12 protein-coding genes and 1 riboswitch are annotated in these 17,649 nt (G+C 37.0%); of the genes, 5 read left to right on the plus strand and 7 right to left on the minus strand.

Going from position 1 to position 17,649, the window contains the following annotated elements; translation table 11 throughout:
- Positions 1-15: 15 nt before the first annotated feature.
- Positions 16-1,851: a bifunctional homocysteine S-methyltransferase/methylenetetrahydrofolate reductase gene (locus MUN88_RS08635; protein WP_244723349.1), complete on the minus strand. Its 1,836-nt coding sequence runs from the start codon at positions 1,849-1,851 to the stop codon at positions 16-18.
- 73 nt (positions 1,852-1,924) lie between these two features.
- Positions 1,925-2,028: riboswitch (SAM riboswitch) on the minus strand.
- A gap of 169 nt (positions 2,029-2,197) precedes the next feature.
- On the opposite strand from MUN88_RS08635, the gene MUN88_RS08640 reads away from it, so the two are divergent.
- Positions 2,198-2,761 (plus strand): nitroreductase family protein, encoded by a 564-nt coding sequence (locus MUN88_RS08640; protein WP_244723352.1) that lies wholly within the window; start codon positions 2,198-2,200, stop codon positions 2,759-2,761.
- A 575-nt stretch (positions 2,762-3,336) separates the two neighbouring features.
- On the opposite strand, the gene MUN88_RS08645 is transcribed toward MUN88_RS08640, so the two are convergent.
- Positions 3,337-3,801 carry an RDD family protein gene (locus MUN88_RS08645; protein ID WP_244723355.1) on the minus strand — a complete coding sequence of 155 codons (465 nt, stop codon included), beginning with the start codon at positions 3,799-3,801 and terminating at the stop codon, positions 3,337-3,339.
- A 12-nt stretch (positions 3,802-3,813) separates the two neighbouring features.
- Entirely contained in the window at positions 3,814-4,812 is a 999-nt protein-coding gene (gene sppA, locus MUN88_RS08650) for a signal peptide peptidase SppA (RefSeq protein ID WP_244723358.1), read from the minus strand.
- 1,105 nt (positions 4,813-5,917) lie between these two features.
- On the opposite strand from sppA, the gene MUN88_RS08655 reads away from it, so the two are divergent.
- Both MUN88_RS08655 and MUN88_RS08660 read left to right on the plus strand, forming a co-directional pair.
- Complete coding sequence (locus tag MUN88_RS08655; protein ID WP_244723360.1) at positions 5,918-7,465, plus strand: bifunctional metallophosphatase/5'-nucleotidase; 1,548 nt, start codon at positions 5,918-5,920, stop codon at positions 7,463-7,465.
- A gap of 202 nt (positions 7,466-7,667) precedes the next feature.
- The gene (locus tag MUN88_RS08660) at positions 7,668-8,468 is read left to right on the plus strand and encodes a LysM peptidoglycan-binding and 3D domain-containing protein (protein WP_244723364.1); all 801 of its coding nucleotides are present in this window, start codon (positions 7,668-7,670) and stop codon (positions 8,466-8,468) included.
- Between the two features lie 757 nt (positions 8,469-9,225).
- Here MUN88_RS08660 and MUN88_RS08665 read toward each other — a convergent pair.
- From MUN88_RS08665 to MUN88_RS08680, 4 genes are read right to left on the minus strand one after another with little or no spacing between them, the layout of a single operon-like run.
- Complete coding sequence (locus MUN88_RS08665) at positions 9,226-10,164, minus strand: substrate-binding domain-containing protein (protein ID WP_244723367.1); 939 nt, start codon at positions 10,162-10,164, stop codon at positions 9,226-9,228.
- A 16-nt stretch (positions 10,165-10,180) separates the two neighbouring features.
- A complete protein-coding gene (locus tag MUN88_RS08670) occupies positions 10,181-11,674 on the minus strand; it encodes a response regulator (protein WP_244723371.1) in 1,494 nt (497 codons plus the stop codon).
- Entirely contained in the window at positions 11,671-13,404 is a 1,734-nt protein-coding gene (locus MUN88_RS08675; protein ID WP_244723374.1) for a cache domain-containing sensor histidine kinase, read from the minus strand. The genes MUN88_RS08670 and MUN88_RS08675 overlap by 4 nt, the downstream gene beginning before the upstream one ends.
- A gap of 23 nt (positions 13,405-13,427) precedes the next feature.
- Entirely contained in the window at positions 13,428-14,666 is a 1,239-nt protein-coding gene (locus MUN88_RS08680) for a HAMP domain-containing protein (RefSeq protein ID WP_244723377.1), read from the minus strand.
- Between the two features lie 320 nt (positions 14,667-14,986).
- Here MUN88_RS08680 and MUN88_RS08685 point away from each other — a divergent pair, with 320 nt between their 5' ends.
- Both MUN88_RS08685 and MUN88_RS08690 read left to right on the plus strand, forming a co-directional pair.
- The gene (locus tag MUN88_RS08685; protein WP_244723379.1) at positions 14,987-16,051 is read left to right on the plus strand and encodes an ABC transporter substrate-binding protein; all 1,065 of its coding nucleotides are present in this window, start codon (positions 14,987-14,989) and stop codon (positions 16,049-16,051) included.
- Between the two features lie 79 nt (positions 16,052-16,130).
- A complete protein-coding gene (locus MUN88_RS08690; RefSeq protein ID WP_369809965.1) occupies positions 16,131-17,648 on the plus strand; it encodes a sugar ABC transporter ATP-binding protein in 1,518 nt (505 codons plus the stop codon).
- Position 17,649: the final 1 nt, after the last annotated feature.

Here is a 17,649-nt window from a genome sequence, read left to right on the forward strand (position 1 = left end):
AAACTCCTTTTTGTTTTATATTTTTGTAACAGCTTTGGTTTGCTGGTGTACATATTCTGTTAATTCGGCTGTTGCCGGATAGTGCATAAACGGTGTAACAATATAGATGCCATTAAAGTATTGAATGGCAGTATCAATTAATTCTTTGGCAATATTGATTCCTTCTCTGCGGCTGTCATGACGATTCTGATGTTGCTGCATGCGTGAACGTACTTCGTCAGACAGCTTCATGCCCGGCACTTCATTATGAAGAAATTCTGCGTTGCGATGAGAGGTAAGTGGCATGATCCCGATGAATATCGGTTTGTCAATGTTTTTGGTTAACCGGTGTAATTGTATGATTTGTTCATGATTAAAAATTGGCTGGGTAAGAAAATAATCAGCACCATGCTCAATTTTCTTTTCCATCCGTTTTACTGCTTTTTCAAGATTGGCAACATTCGGATTAAATGCTGCAGCCACTTGAAAATTGGTTTTGGTTTTCAAAGAGCTGCCTGAAAAAGATAACCCTTGATTACACTGTTTAATCAATCTTGTTAATTCAAAAGACGTAACATCGAAAACAGAGGATGCGCCAGGGAATCCGCCAATGCGTGTCGGATCACCAGTAATAGCGAGAATTTCATCGAATCCTAAGGTATGCATGCCTAATAAGTGTGACTGCAACCCAATTAAATTGCGGTCCCGGCAAGTTAAATGAATCAAAGGTTTTACTTTACAACCAAGTTCTTTCATTTTGACTGCCATAGCGACATTACTGATTCTTGGTGTAGCTAACGAATTATCTGCTAAAGTAATGGCGTCAACACCGGCTTTTTCCAAGGCAAAGACACCTTCGATGAAGTCATTCGTATCTAAATGTTTAGGTGCATCAAGCTCGACTATTACTGTATGTTCCTGCCTGGCCTTATCGGCCAAAGTAACACGTTGTGGCGGTGTTGCTTGTTGTTCAGGTGTGAACGTAATGGTTTTGACTTCTTTTTCTTTTAATGGTGTTAAATCTTTGACGCCGTCTTTAAAGGCACGGATATGCTCTGGTGTAGTACCACAACAGCCACCGAGTAATCGGACCCCTTGATCACGGAAATCTTTGGCACACTGTTCAAAATATTGTGTGCGTTCGCTATACACTAATTTCCCGTTATCGTAGGCGGGCAGGCTGGCATTCGGATAAGCAGCTAAATATGCATTTTCTAATAAAGGTACAGATTCCAATGCTTTAAGCATGTAATACGGACCTAGGTGACAATTGACACCGACTACATCTGCCCCTAATTCTTCCAACTTAGCTAATGCATAGGGGAGACTGATACCATTTTCCAAAACGCCCGGTTCATGCATGGATACGTTCGTAATGATTGGGATGTTCGTCTCTTCACGGGCAATTTGTAATGCCTCTTGGATTTCTTCGAAGTCATAATAGGTTTCGAGTAGGATCCCATCAACACCTTCAAGTAAAAGTGTGAAAAGCTGTTCCTTGAAACTGCGGACTATTTCTTTCCGCGAAGCTACTAACTTTTGTACACCTCGTATACCACCCATCGTACCGAGGACTGCTGCTTTATCGCCTGCTGCACTCTTAGCGATTTTGACCGCCTTGGAATTAATGTGATGGACACGATCTTCCAAACCGAAACGTGTCAGTTTAATATAATTGGCCCCATACGTATTGGTTTGGATCACCTCTGAGCCGGCATCAAGATAAGATTGATGCACACGTAAGATTTCATCTGGATGACTTAAGTTGTACGATTCAAAGCATCGATCGACACCATGAGCATAGAGCAGTGTACCGATCGCGCCATCTGCCACAACCAAACGATCTCTTAAACTAGTAAGAATGTCTGGCAAGGAGAATCACCTCTTTTCTACAAAATAAAAAAATCTCCGCCTGTTTAAAAGACGGAGATAGATTGGTAAATGTCTCTCATCTTCCAAGCATTACGCTTGCTGGAATTAGCACCTTGTCATGATATGACGGTTGCTGAGGTATCGTCAGGCCAGTCCCTCCACCTCTCTGGATAAGAAAGTATGTAATTGATAGTAACTTTTGTAAGTATATTACATTAAAAATAATTCAATTACAAGTATTTTTCAGAAAAAGTTTCAGAAAATTTTGTTTACTTGACAGTATACATAGCTATGATAGAATTATATTAGTTGAAAATGATTATCATTAACAGAGGGGAGAGCCTTCATGAGTTTACAACAATTGATAAAAGAACGTCGCTCGATCGGTTCGTATTTGGATAAAAAAGTTTCGATAGATCAAATCCAGCAAATGTTGGAGACGGCTGTTTGGGTACCTAATCATAAAATGACAGAACCGTGGCGTTTTGTATTTTTACAAGAGGAAACAAAACAAAAATTAGCTGAGATTAATCGGGAAGTAGCAAAAGCAAAAAGCCATAATGCTTCAAAAGAAGATCTAAAAGTGATAGGTGAGAATGCGTATCAAAAGGTTATGAATGTACCTTTTATTTTCTTTGTTATTAATACGTTACATGAACAAGAAAAATTACAAGAAGAAGATTATGCTTCATCCAGCTGTTTGTTGCAAAATTTCAGTTTATTAGCATGGGAGCAGGGCCTAAGTGTTTTCTGGAAATCTGGTAAATTGGCATTCTGTGAGGAGACGGCAGAATTGATCGGCTTGAAAGACAATGAGAGAGTAGTAGGACAAATTCATGTCGGCTATCCGTCCAAATCACAAACACCAGTACCAAGAACACCAGCCAAAAACCGCATCACGATTTTATAAAACAACAGGAGGGAAGTTCTCCTGTTGTTTTTTTAATACGGCAGGAAAAATTTAATAATGGAAAAGCTCGACGTAGTGAAAACCTTGAATGTACCAAGTATATGAAAAACGACGGTACTCGCTAATAGACGAGGCGAATGCCGAGTTTTTTCTAATAAGAATGTAAAGTATATAATTACTTTCATTAGCGAGAAAGGAGCCAAAAGTGGTGGCAGACACCAGAGATTTGTAGTGTTTAAAAAAGAAAGAAGACAAATGATGGTGTTTCCCGGCTGGTTTTGTCTCCTTAAAGTGTCTGTACCATAGCGCAGGCTGGCACATAGACCCCCACAGGTGAAAAGTGGCTGGTAAAGGTGTCCCAGCACATGAATCATTTCAAAATGACCGCTATTTGCCACTTTACATAATCCATATTATAGCTGGTTTGTATGTTATTTTGTTAGTTAGGACGAGGTGAGCTTTCCTGGTCGTTCTTATATACCTAATTCGTTGCATAAAAATCCGAATATAACACGGATTTTACTTGATGAGTCTCGTGTTATATTCGGCATATTTTAAATAAACATTTAACTTCTCTATCTATCCAATACAACCCTCGTGTTGCCAATCATATCATGAATACCCTGCTTCTGATTGGTGAAGGCGACGAAGGCATAAAGTAATACCGTTATCGGAAACACTCGATGAAGAAATCTGCCAATTACTTCGCGGAAGATCAGGTCACTCCAGCGCAGTGGTTCATGGTCTTCCCGTATCACTTTCAAACCAAATATCACCTTGCCTAACGTTTGATTAAAATACTTTGTCGTCAACAAGAAATACAGATAAAAAATGATCGAACTTATGATACTTGTCACGGTCCAGAAACCAACTTCCAAGTCAAAGCCATTGTCCACAAACTTAAACGGAATAAGCAAGATGCCGTTAATGCTGAAGACAATGATTAAATCAGCCAGATAAGCCCAGAAACGCATCCAAAACCCTGCATATCTCTGATTAATGGTGGGGGAAGATGCATGTTTTATTTCATTTTCAGTCATAGCGACACCTCCTTATCTTGAATATAGGTACATTGCTCGTGGTGCATTTTCTTGACGTAACAACTCTGTAATGCCTGGTATCTTGAACTCTGCACCAAGCATACTTTGAACTGTACCACCTAGCAATTGGTTAAAAGGCATTCCCTGATTATATTCAATTACCTGTGCATTACCTAATTCGTAATCTTCTTCCATCATTGCGATTGTATCATCTAACGTTCCGATTTCATCAACCAGTCCCGCTTCCTGTGCTTGTGATCCGGTATATACTCTGCCATCACCAAGTTCACGAACTCGATCTTCTGACAAGCCTCTGCCATCGACGATCACTTGAACGAAATCATCATACATATCATCAATCATCGTTTGCAGGATCTCGCGTTCTTCATCTGTCATATCACGATACGATGACAATATATCCTTATGTTCACCGCTTTTAATCGTGTTAAAGTCTATACCTAGCTGATCCGCTAATTCTGAGAAATTAATACTTTCCATGATAACCCCGATCGATCCTGTCAATGTCGCTTTATGGGCGACAATTTTATCCGATGGAGCGGAGATATAATATCCTCCGGAAGCTGCTGTGTTTCCCATCGACACATAAACAGGCTTTTCATATTCCTCTTTAATTTCTACAATTTTGTCATGGATTTCTGCACTTTCGACGACACCACCGCCAGGGGTGTTCACTTGTAATACAATGCCTTTAACGCTCTCATCTTCTCCCGCTTTTTCAAGCTTTTTTAAGAATCGACTATGGTTATAAGAAGTCGTATTGATTAATGAGCTAGGTGTTGTATCCTGAATCACTCCATTCACATGAAGAACGGCGATTTTATTCATATTAGAACCTTTATCCACTACTTTCTCAGCTATCCCATCCTCTTCAGGTATGCTGAACATGTTTTCAAAATCTGCCGTAAGCATGCTGGACATAAACTGAAAGCCAATCGAAGCAAAAAATAATCCAGCTGCCACTAAAAGCGCAAGCCAGCGTTTCTTGTTCATATGTCTCATCTCCTTCTTTTTATTAGGTAAAAGGGAAAAATAAAAAAGCAATTCATTCTGCTCTCTCTCCTATACGTTCTAATAAGATATACGTTTCAACTTTTTTATTTTGAACAAATAAGTACAGTCATAGAAGTAATCATGGTGAACATGAAGATGGGTTCTTATAATATGGATTATGTAAAGCAGAACTGTCTGACATTGTGGTAATTTTGATAGATTTCATCTGCTTTGCAAAGCTCCGGAAATATGCTTCGCGTCCTGTGGGGCACAGCTTCAGCTAGGCTACTACTTAAACAACTTCTTTGCTGCCTTGTGCCGAGGAAGCTTACTTCGAAGCGATACTAGTAGACACAGGCACAGACGAAGTGAATCTTCAGCTCGCGCTGACGCATGAGGAGTCTACGCATATTTCCTACGCTTAAGGGAAGGGCTACAACTTTTGAAACAGCTAATAGCAATGGCACTAGTCATTATGTTATCAATTCAAATGCTGTTATTGGTGGATGTGCTCCATGTACTAGCTCTTACAAAGGTTGTAGAGTACCTATCCTAGCGCAGGCCAACCACGGAGACTCCCGCGGGATTGAGCAGGTGCTGAAGATCCACTTTGTAAAGCGGTCTTCTTTACAAAGTTAGCTTCAGCCGTGCCCCGCAGGACGCGGAGTGGTTGGCCGAAGCGGTATCCCAGCACATGAATCATTTCACAATGACCACTAAGCAGCTAGTTGACATAATCCATATTATAGGTAGTTGTATATTATTTTGTTAGTTAGGACAGGGTGGGTTTTTCCCGTTTTTTTATGTGTTACCGAGAAAATGAGACCTAATTCGTTATAAATCATAACAATCTATGCTATTATATGATGTACTCCAATTATAATAGAAAAAAGGGCCGATGATAGGACATCACCGGCCAATAGAAAAAGGGGCTATCATTTTGTGAGAAAGCAATCTTTGCAGCATTGCTCAATTTGGAACATCTTTAATATATCAAATGAATGAAAAGGAGGTGTTAAATCTAAGTAAAGATCATGTAAAGTTTTTCCTGTACTACTATTTTCTCGTTATAATGGTCATAGTAAATTTATTAGGAGGACTGGTGATGAAGCGTTTTTCGATTTGTGTAACAAGTGATGTGCATGGCTATATTATGCCTAATAATTATCGCAACCAGCAGGAGGAAGCGATGGGTTTGGCAAAGACAGCCTCCATTATTAAAGAGATACGTAAGAACAATCATACCATATTAATTGACAATGGTGATTTTATTCAAGGAAGCCCTTTCACCTATTATTTTGCAAAAAAAGTGTCCGACAGGCCAAGTCCGATGATGAAAGCCGCCAATTTATTAGGATATGATGCAGCTATTATTGGAAATCATGAATTTAATTATGGTATGCCCTATTTACATCATACAATAGAAGCTTCTAATTTTCCGTGGCTTTCAGCTAATATCATCCGTAATGCTACAGGGAAACCGGTATTTGGTCAACCATACATCATCAAAGAGATCGCTAATGTACGAGTAGCTATTCTTGGTACTACCACACACTACATACCTAACTGGGAGGATCCGAAAACAATAGACGGTCTGTCCTTCGAAGATGCTTGTCAATCTATCAAAAAATGGGTAGCCCATATTAAAGAAACAGAAGCACCTGATGTCATGGTCGTTTGTTATCATGGCGGCTTTGAATGTGATCTTTCCACAGGTGAACCGACGGAGGCGTGCACTGGAGAAAATCAAGGCTATCAAATTTGTGAAATGGTAAAAGGGATCGATATTTTAATTACAGGGCACCAGCATCGCTATTTGGCTGATGTTGTCAATGGAGTTACAGTCATTCAGCCTGGTAGTAATGGACAGGCTCTTGGTGAAATTGTCGTAACCTATGATGAGGAAAAAATTGATTCAATTAGTACAGCTATTCATTATGTAGGAGAACAAACAACAATCGATACACAAACAAGAGAAGTAATAGCTGAGGAAGAAAGAGAAGTGCAACAATTCCTGGATCAGACAATTGCGACGGTAGAAGGGGATATGGAAATTCAAGATCCGATGGTCGTTCGAAAGCAGGGACACCCTTTTATAAACTATATCAACGCATTGCAAATGAGAGTGTCCAATGCACCGATTTCCTGTACGGCGTTATTCCATGATCAATCTCCTGGTTTTCCAAAACAGATTACAATGCGAGATATTGTCGCTAATTATATTTATCCGAATACATTGAAAGTGCTGCGTGTTACCGGACAAGATATAAAAGCAGCTTTGGAGAAATCCGCTACTTATTTCACGTTGGAAAATGAAAAAATCGCCGTCAATCCTGATTTTTTAAATCCGAAACCACAGCCATATAATTATGATATGTGGCAAGGGATTGACTATCAAATCAAGGTCTCCAAGCCAATCGGTGATAGAGTCGTCAAGCTTACTTATCAAGGAGAGCCGTTAGCCCTTGATCAATATTATCATGTGGTGATGAATAATTACCGGGCCAGTGGCGGTGGCGACTATCAAATGTTTCAACAGAAAGAAGTTGTAAAAGATATTCCTGTTGACATGACGGAACTGATTACGGATGATCTAGTAAAACAAGGAATGATCCGTCCAGATCCGACTAAACATTTTGAAATTCTGAGATAATAGTAGAATCAAATATTGGTAATTAAATAGAAAATATTACGAAATGATGTATAAAATCTATCATTGTTGCCCCATAATGACAAATGTGACAAGCTATTGTAACATCGTAATTTTTGTTACAGACTCTTAAATTCACTGTAACCACAACAGGTATTTTCTTGTGTTATAGTGGTGCTTGTCAACATGAAAGGAGGCAACTTTGATGAAAAAGTTTTTTGTGACATTAGGATTTGCAGCGACTAGTTTCCTATTTGTGCTACCAGTTTCGGCAGCAGAATATCAAGTAGAAAAGGGAGACAATCTTTGGTCCATTGCGGAGGAACATAAAACATCAGTTGCGGAATTAATGGAAACGAACAACCTGGAGTCAGACTTAATTTTTCCAGAACAGAAATTAGAGATAGATAAAGAATTAACTTACATTGTAGAAAAAGGTGACTCACTTAGTGAAATAGCAGTAGAACATGATGTAACAGTGAGTGATCTAAAAGAGTGGAATAAACTTGAAACAGATTTAATTATCATAGGTGAAAAACTAATGATTAAAGATTCTAAGAAGGCAAAAGAAGAAGATACAGAACAAAAAGCTCAAGCTGAGCAAACAGCAAATAAGGACAAGCAACAAGAAAGTACAAAGGAAGAAACACCGGAAGCGTCTGAACCGGCAGTAGAACAAACAAACTCTCAGAAAGAAGCATCATCAGAAAAATCTGGTGAAACGATCAGTGTAAGTGCAACAGCATACACTGCTCAGTGTGAAGGTTGCTCTGGTGTAACGGCAACAGGAATTGACTTAAATGAAAATCCAAATATGAAAGTCATTGCTGTAGATCCAAACGTTATTCCACTTGGATCCAGAGTCTATGTAGAAGGCTATGGTGAAGCCATTGCAGCTGATACAGGTGGAGCAATCAAAGGTAACAAAATTGATGTCCACGTACCTAACAAAGACGAAGCATTTGATTGGGGCGTTAAAACAGTAGACGTCACAATTCTTGAATAATCAATGTAAGGCAACTAGCTCTCTCGTTTTCGAGGGAGCTTTTATTTTTGCATAAAAGGAGAAATGACAAGTAATCCATAGTTAGACGATGTATAAATAGCAATGTTAAGGTTGTAACAGAATTAACTGTAATAATAAATAAAATTTGTGAACTAATATTGCAGAGAGGAATGAAGTATATGCGATATAAAGGAAAAAAACAGATAATTAGAACATTGCTGTTAATGATATTATTATACTTTTTGTTAATTAAAGACAATCTAACTGTTTTCATCGTGGGAATTATCATCTTTTTCATTATTGAGATAGCTCTTATATTATTAAACGTACTTCGTAAAAAGAGGATGGGACAAAGTAAAAGTCGAACATAATATAAAATCTTATCAAATAAGATTCTAGTTATGTCCAACTTTTCTGTTATGGTGTATTTAAATGCTGCGAAGTAAGTGAATATGCGTTATCAAACTTTTAGGCCATTTTGATAACTTGTTAGTGCTATGCTACCGTTCCAGGAAGCTAGGCCCCACTGAACGCGGAGCATCTTTCCAGAGCTTTGCTAAGCAGATGAAATCTATCAAAATTACCACAACGTCAGACAGTTCCACTTAACATAATCCAGATTATAGGTAGTTGTATATTATTTATGCTAGTTAGGATCGGGTGAGCTTTCCCGGTTTTCTTATGTGCCCCGATATGCCGATAGTGCGAAAACTAAGCAGACCCTCGAAAATAGATTTTAAATGTCTTCAAAGACCCTCTAGTTCTGATAATTATTGTTAATTTCAATTGTATTCGTAAATTCTTTTTCGATTACTTCTTGACCATTTACTAGTTCCGATAATCGTTGGACGATAAGTTTACCCCATTTGCTTTGATTTTGTGAAATTGTACTTGTTACTTGCCCGTTTTCTATACCCTCTAAAATAATTGGTAAATCATCGAACGTAACAGCTTTTTGTTGGAGTCCGTGTGCTTTCCATACGGTAATAGCAGCAGGGCCAGCCAATGAGTCGATACCAACAAATCCATCAAAATCAGGATATTGATCAACCATTTTTTCTATATTGGTTAACGTATTTGGAGCTGTACCATTACTATAAGAGATTTGTTTAATAGATAAGCCTTGATATCGTTCGACAACCGCTTTTAACCCTTTAATACGTTGTCGCAAATTTTCCATTGTTGGTAAGCCACTACTTACAATCAAATCCCCTTTATAATGTAAATGTTTTGCAACTGTTTCGCCTAAATGTAATCCAGCTAAATAATTATCGGTGCCAATATAAGCGTATCGTTTACTGCTCGGTGCGTCGGTATCGAAACAAACAACAGGAATATTTTTTTCTACGGCTTTATCAATAATCGGTGTGATCATCTCAGGGTCTGTCGCACCGATGGCAATACCGTCTACTTGTTGCTCAATATATTTCTGAAGTATTTGTGCTTGATCTTGAGCAGATGCGATTTTAGGAGCATCGATTACTATCTTTACCCCAACTTCAGCAGCATTCTCACGAGCTGCTTCGGTTACTTTTTCAAAGAAAGGATGAGCAACAGGATAAATAATGGCAAAAGTCTTATCAATCGGAGTCTCTTTGTCTTGCTTGATTACTTCATTCTCACCAACTGGCCTGTTTATATCCATATTTAATACTAGTAAAAAAGTTGCTAATATTAGTAGTATCCACTTTCTCATATAGAGATCCCTCATTCTAAGTAATACTTGGAGTAGTGTTGCCTAGTACTTGTTGCTTGAATTTCTTCGTTGTCATTCCTGTACTCTTTTTGAATGTATGGCAAAAGTAGTGTGAATCATTGTATCCAACCTTATAAGCGATTTCATAAGTTTTTAGATCTGTAGTTTTTAACAGTTCTTTAGCATGCTCCATTCGACTTTTTGTTATATATTCCGTAATCGTTTGATCCATCTCTTTGCTGAAAATATTACTAAGATAGGAAGCGCTGATATTGATTTCATTTGCAATTTGCTGTAATGATAACGATGACTCATGGTATTTGGTAGAGATAATTTGTTTTACTTGTTGAATGACTTTGCCGTATTTACTGGAATGATTGTCATGGTATTCTAATAAAGGTTGTAGCATCTTTCTCATATAATTGCTCATTTCTTTTTTGGTATGGACTTGATGTAATGAGTTTTCTAATGGTTTAATGATATCTCGGAAATGATGATCATACATGTCAGATTCATCAAGATAGTGCCGAATAGTGATGGTGAAATCTAACAAAAAATAATAAAGAAAGACACGGGAAAGATTATTTTTTTGATGGACAAAGCTAGCATAAGATTCAATAAAACTATCTAACTGGTTTGACTGGCCAAATTTAAGGAAATATATTAACTCTCTCCTGTCGAATGATTCCATTAATGCTTGATACATATCTTTATCCAATGTATTAGATTGGATCGCTTGACTGTAACTATAAGCTTCTAAAGCAGTTTCATAAGCTATCGTGATATGTTCTGTTCTCGTTTCTATAGATCCTAAACCAAATAATATGGCATTTTGCTGTGCTGTTAACAGTTGCTTGATCTTACTAATCTGTTGAAGTAAAATCTGTTCGATATCATATTTGAAAATAAAGATATATTTTGTCTCTTTAATGAAAAAAAGAGGCTGAAAGTTTAGTAGTTGCTCTTTGACTGTATTATCTAAAGGCTCTGTTACCAGGACTGTATAATAGCTAGCCATTAAATCGATTTGGAAATGTTTCGCTTGGTAAAGGATCTCTTCGGGTGTTAGGGCCCCTTTACATAATTGTTCGTAAAGTTCTTCTTTTGTTTCTAATGAAGAAAAGGGATGAACTTTTATACTCATTTCTTTTTTTATTTTCCTCAAAATTGTCAACAAATCTTGACTGCTTACCGGTTTTAAACAATATTCTTCCACTTGTAATCGTATCGCTTGTTGAGCATATTCAAACTCATCATGCCCGCTTAAAATAATAATTTTAGTATGGGGCAACTTTTCCTTCACAATTTTCGTTAACGTCAAGCCATCCATAAAGGGCATTTTAATATCTGTAATTAAGATGTCTGGCTGATGTTTCTCGATTAACGGTAGAGCCATTTCACCATCAGAGGCGTCACCACAATAAATAAAACCTTCTTGCCGCCAATCGATCTTTTGGGCAATTCCTCTTCTTATCACTGCTTCATCATCAACCAAAAATAGTTTCTTCAATTTTCTCCCTCCACAATTGGAATAGTGATAGATACTCTTGTTCCTGAGCTTTTCCAGGAATTTATTTTTAGCCCGTACTCTTTTCCATAATATAATTTTATTCGTTGCTGCACATTCATTAGACCGAACCCATTTTTCGCTTCTGGAATAATTTCACCAGAAAATATATGTTGGCGTAATTTCTCTAATCTTTCTTGTTCCATTCCTATTCCGTTATCTATTACTTCAAATCGAATCGTATGATTACTTTCTTTAGTACCCTTTATTCGTAAAAATCCTCTGCCGCGTTTGTTTTTAATTCCATGATAGATGGCGTTTTCCACAATTGGTTGTAATAATAATTTTAATATTTGATAACGCAATACAGCTTCTTCGATATCTACTGCAACCTCTAAAATATCTTCATATCTAGTTTTCTGTATGTATAAATAGCTATTTATGTGGGCTATTTCATCGGAAATGGTAATCCAGTCTTTGCCCTTGTTTAGTGAGATTCTACAATATTGTGATAACGCTTTTGTTATTTTAATGACTGATTGGTTTTCTTTTGTTTCTGCTAACCACACAATCGTATCCAGTGTGTTATACAAAAAATGCGGATTGACCTGTGCTTGCATCGTTCGAAATTCAGCTGTTTTTAATTTCTTTTGTTCTTCAATGCTTAGGTCAAGCAAAGACTTTATTTTATAGATCATTTGATTGAAACTATGTCCTAAAGTAGCAATTTCATCTTCACCTACCGGATCGACATGCGTAGTTAAATTTCCACCTGCAGCTTGTTTCATTTTGTCTTTTAACGTACGAATAGGTAGGATTAACTTGTTAGATATAAACATATAGAGACCGATTATAAAGATGGTACTGCTGATGACGGTAATGAAAATTAATGTTCGTATTTCATTACTATCCCTCATAATCTCGTGAGTAGGTGCATGGCCGACGACCTTCCAGCCTGTCATTTGTGAAGTCTCAAATACGTAAAAGTTTCCATCATCTTGATAATATCCTTGCTTATTGGATATCTTATCTAAATCAAAGTAAAAAGGCGTTGTGTCGTTGCCTTCTTGTTGAAGGAAGATATTACGATCAGTGGAAGTGATAAAAAAAGAACTATTCTCAGTAAGCATTACTTCATCTAATACAGAAGTGATAACAGAAGCATCTATCGTTAGTTTCATGATCCCGATAACAGTATCAGTTATATCCCAAACAATTGGATAGGTCATTTCAAGAGTTGGAAAACCATTCCGTGAGGTGATCTCCATCTTGGGATTGGTAGGATTTTCTGCTAACCATTGTTCTGGTTCTATATCATGACGTTGATAAACTCCTCTTCGGTCACTAATCGTTTTACCAGCTAAACTCATAATTTCAATATCAAAAATATGTTCACCTGATAAGTAACTTTTTTGATAAAAATCATATAAGTTTAAGATTTCCTTTGCTTCATCATATGTTTCTTCTTCATTAAGCAGAAATTGCACGGTGCTTTGTTGTTTGCCAATTTCATTAAAACGATAAATATCTTGAAATAGTACGTCTATTTCCCTTGTTAGTTGACTCACTTTTATTTGGGCTAAGCTGTATGCCCTTTCTGAAACGATATTGGAAGATTTTATGTAGGCAATACATCCGATAAGGATCAATGGTAAAACGGTTAATAATACAAACATAACAAGCATTTTCATTCTTAGACTTTTGTCTAATATAGTAAACCAATTTGGGCGCACAATAATCATCCTTCAATACAGCGTTATACTTTAAATTGCCTTAAGTGCTGCTGCAGTTGTTCTAAATCAGTAAGCTGTTTATCCGAGTATTCAGCGATCTCCTCTATTGTTGTTAATTGTTCCTCGCCTAACGTTCCAATGATCCCCATGTTGGTCATGCATTTCGTGATTTGCTTATGGAATTCTTCGAGGTTTTGTTGTAAGTGTCTAATCATCGATATGGTGATAGTGGTATGTTCTTTGATGTGGTTTTCTTGTGGTAGATGTGTTAACTGTTTTTCAAATTGTAATTGCTCTTGTAATAGTTTTAGATTTTCTTGTTGTAATTGTCGCAGTTGAATGTTTTGCATGTGTAAATCTTGTGTGATGAGCTGAGTCGTAGAGGTTATTTGTTCTCCAGCAGATAAATTATCTTCTGTGCTCAGATGAATCTGGTGAGAGGTGTATATGATTTCATTACTTGTTTGATTCACTTGGCTAATAATATGTTTTAAATAATCGGTCATCACATGAAAACCATTATAGAGATCATCTATTTCATTTGTAGCTGTCACTGGTTTAATAGAAACATTTAAGTTTCCTTTAGCGATTTCTCTTGCGTAATTTTGTAGAGAGTAAATCGGTTTTAATGTACGATTTGAAGCATTCCAGATAATGAAAAAGCTAATAATTACTAATAATAGAAAAACGACAATACTTATGATGATGTTGCGATTAATGTTTTCCTTCATCTCTATTTTCTGTTGTTCACTTTCCTGTAATGTCTTCTGTAATAATGTCTGGACATGATCATTAATGAGTTCGGAAGCAATACCAATATATTCTTGTGTAATATATTTTTCTTCAGCTGATGCATTAAATTTAATTTGATTACCTAGGCGGTCAACATACTCGGTTGTTGACGTTAATACCGACCTTACTTCTTTAATTTCAACTGAAAAAGGTTGTGCCGTATCCTTATCAGCTACTGCATCTAAGTGCTGCTTCATTTCTGATAGAATTTGATATTGCTGACCTTCTTCAAAATAGACTTTACCATATACAATATCGCGAATTTCCTCCTCTAATTGCTTTCTTAGCTGGCCATGTATCGAATTCGTTAGATGAACCGTTTCTGTCATTTCATTATATTGCTTCATATAGTTGGTGAAAAAGAAGAACTGGACAACCTGAATAATGCCAAACCATATAAAAAGCAATAAAAAAAGGATTAGAAATTTTGAGCGAATCGGTAACTGGCGAAACTTTGTAAACGCATTCAAAAAAACAACTCCTAACTAATAGGTAAATTAATAAAGATACGCTCAAAGTCATTGACAGGTGCTCTTACGGACAGTTGAACTTATGTTAAGAGACGTTGATTTGGTTTTTATTAGTATAACTTATTAGCACAATTATCTATAGTCCATTTTAGCTGTTTTTAAAAAAAATACAATTTTATTTTAAAAAAATGCAATATAATATCAGTTTTACAAAATATTTAAATTTTTTCAAAAATAATTCTATTAAAACTAAGTTGGAAGCGTTTTATACTATCAGTACACCTAATTAAATGGTGAAGAAAAAGGGAGGTTATACGCACATGAAAAAATTCTCAAATGTTAAGGGGTTATTTGTATTATTATTTGCACTTATATTACTACTAGCAGCCTGTGGTTCTACAGATGAAAGTGGTAGTAATAGTGATGCAGAAAATAATGAAACCGAGGAAACTTCTGATGAAAATGCAGAACAATCCGAGAGCGAGACAACGGGAGAAGCAGGCGAAAAACTAGTGATTGGTTTTTCGCAGGTAGGTGCTGAGAGTGAATGGAGAACCGCAAATACGAAATCCATTCAGAATGCTATTAAAGATGCGGGGCATGAATTGAAATTTTCTGATGCACAACAAAAACAAGAGAATCAAATTAAAGCAATTCGGTCCTTCATCACGCAGAAAGTGGATGCGATAGTGTTCTCACCTGTTGTAGAAACAGGGTTTGAGACAGTGCTGCAAGAAGCAAAGGATGCTGGTATTCCAGTGTTTTTAGCTGACCGAGCAGTGGATGTAGAAGATGATTCATTATGGGTAACATTTTTAGGTTCTGATTTCGTTGAAGAAGGACGTAAGGCAGGTCGTTGGTTAGTAGAAGAAATGTCAGATCAAGAAGGACCAGTTAATATTGTTGAATTACAAGGTACGGTTGGTTCTGCACCAGCGATCGACCGTAAAGAGGGATTTGAGGAAATTATTAGTGGAAAAGATAAATTCGAAATTATTAAATCGCAAACAGGTGACTTCACTAGAGCTAAAGGGAAGGAAGTTATGGAGGCGTTTTTAAAGTCTGAAGGTGAGAATATAGACGTTCTTTATTCCCACAATGATGATATGGCTATCGGTGCCATTCAAGCAATTGAAGAGTATGGATTAAAACCTGGCGAAGATATCAAGATTATTGGTGTTGACGCAGTAAAAGGTGCGTTTGAGGCAATGGCCGCTGGAAAAATGAACGTAACGATCGAATGTAACCCATTGTTTGGACCGCAATTAGTAGATCTGATCGAACGTCATTTTGAAGGTGAAGAATTAGATAAACGTATTGCTGTAGAAGAAAGCATGTATACCATGGATCAAGCGGAAGAATTATTACCAACTCGTGAATATTAAATAACCGCAATTTAGTAATACAGTAGCCTAAAGCAATCTTGCTTTAGGCTGACTAATTTTTCAAAAGGGGGAATGCAACTTGTCAGGACAACAGCCGAGCTTAGTAATGGAACATATCGTGAAAGAATTTCCTGGTGTGAAGGCACTTTCCAATGTGCAATTGTCACTTTATCCTGGAGAAGTGCATGCAATAATGGGAGAAAATGGTGCGGGTAAATCCACATTAATTAAAGTATTAACTGGGGTCTACTCCATTGATCAGGGGGATGTGATCCTGGATGGGAAACCAGTCTCTATTACTAGTCCTTTGGAAGCGCAAAATCACGGAATTAGTACCGTTTATCAGGAAGTCAATCTTTGTTCAAACCTTTCCGTAACCGAGAACATATTTATTGGGCGAGAAATAAAGAAGCGAGGGAGATTATCATGGAAACAAATGCATCAGAATGCCAAAGAAATATTGGCAAAATTACAATTAGAGATTGATGTGACAAAGCAATTGTCCTCTTATTCTGTAGCGATTCAGCAAATGGTCGCTATTGCTCGCGCGTTAAATGTGTCTGCGAAGATACTCATTTTAGATGAACCAACTTCAAGTTTGGATCGTGATGAAGTAAATCAGTTGTTTACTGTTATCAGACAACTAAAAAATGAAGGAATGGCAATTATTTTCGTTAGTCACTTTTTGGATCAAATTTATGAGGTTACCGATCGCTTAACAGTATTGCGTAACGGTGAATGGATTGGTGAATATAAAACAAAAGAAATAGAACGGATGGATCTTGTTTCCAAAATGATAGGTAAAGATTTGGAGGAAATGGAATCTGTTTCATCTGCTCGTCATGAAATAGAAGCTAAAGCTGACACCACAGCTTTATTACAAGCAGATCAAGTAGGCTTGGCTGGGAATATAGAACCATTTGATTTGGAAATCGGAAAAGGTGAAATTGTTGGTTTAGCTGGTCTCTTAGGTTCGGGCAGAACAGAGTTGGCACGTGTATTATTTGGGGCAGATAAGGCCGATCAAGGAAAGATAAAGATAAATGGTAAGTCGGTTAACTTTTCTGCACCAAGACATGCGATATTAAATAACATTGGTTTTTGTTCCGAAAATCGTAAGGCAGAGGGCATTATTCCAGAATTAACAGTAAGAGAAAATATGATTCTAGCGATTCAAAGTGTGTATGGATGGTTTCGTTACTTATCAAAGTCAAAACAAAGTGAACTTGCGAACGAATATATACATCTATTAAACATAAGTCCAGCAAATCCAGAACAGTTAATTAAAAATCTGAGTGGCGGCAATCAACAAAAAGTAATGTTAGCCAGATGGCTGATCACAAATCCAGATTTATTGATACTCGATGAACCTACTCGTGGGATTGATATCGGAGCGAAGACAGAAATTATGAAATTAATGTCCAAGTTAAGTAAAGAAGATACCTCGATCTTGTTTATCTCATCAGAAATGGAAGAAGTATTACGAACATGTCATCGAATTGCGGTGCTTCGTGATCGAAAAAAAGTAAAAGAGTTCCACAATCATGAAGGATTAGCACAACAAGATGTAATGAAAGAAATGGCCGGGGGAATGTAAA

This window comes from Gracilibacillus caseinilyticus (assembly GCF_022919115.1).
Lineage (GTDB): Bacteria > Bacillota > Bacilli > Bacillales > Amphibacillaceae > Gracilibacillus > Gracilibacillus caseinilyticus.

What these genes read in the sequence shown, in the direction of transcription:
- MUN88_RS08665 (WP_244723367.1), bottom strand. Translation starts at nt 10,164, where the DNA reads ATGAGAAAGTGGATACTACTAATATTAGCAACTTTTTTACTAGTATTA.
- MUN88_RS08655 (WP_244723360.1), top strand. Translation starts at nt 5,918, where the DNA reads ATGAAGCGTTTTTCGATTTGTGTAACAAGTGATGTGCATGGCTATATT.
- sppA (WP_244723358.1), bottom strand. Translation starts at nt 4,812, where the DNA reads ATGAACAAGAAACGCTGGCTTGCGCTTTTAGTGGCAGCTGGATTATTT.
- MUN88_RS08645 (WP_244723355.1), bottom strand. Translation starts at nt 3,801, where the DNA reads ATGACTGAAAATGAAATAAAACATGCATCTTCCCCCACCATTAATCAG.
- MUN88_RS08640 (WP_244723352.1), top strand. Translation starts at nt 2,198, where the DNA reads ATGAGTTTACAACAATTGATAAAAGAACGTCGCTCGATCGGTTCGTAT.
- MUN88_RS08685 (WP_244723379.1), top strand. Translation starts at nt 14,987, where the DNA reads ATGAAAAAATTCTCAAATGTTAAGGGGTTATTTGTATTATTATTTGCA.
- MUN88_RS08660 (WP_244723364.1), top strand. Translation starts at nt 7,668, where the DNA reads ATGAAAAAGTTTTTTGTGACATTAGGATTTGCAGCGACTAGTTTCCTA.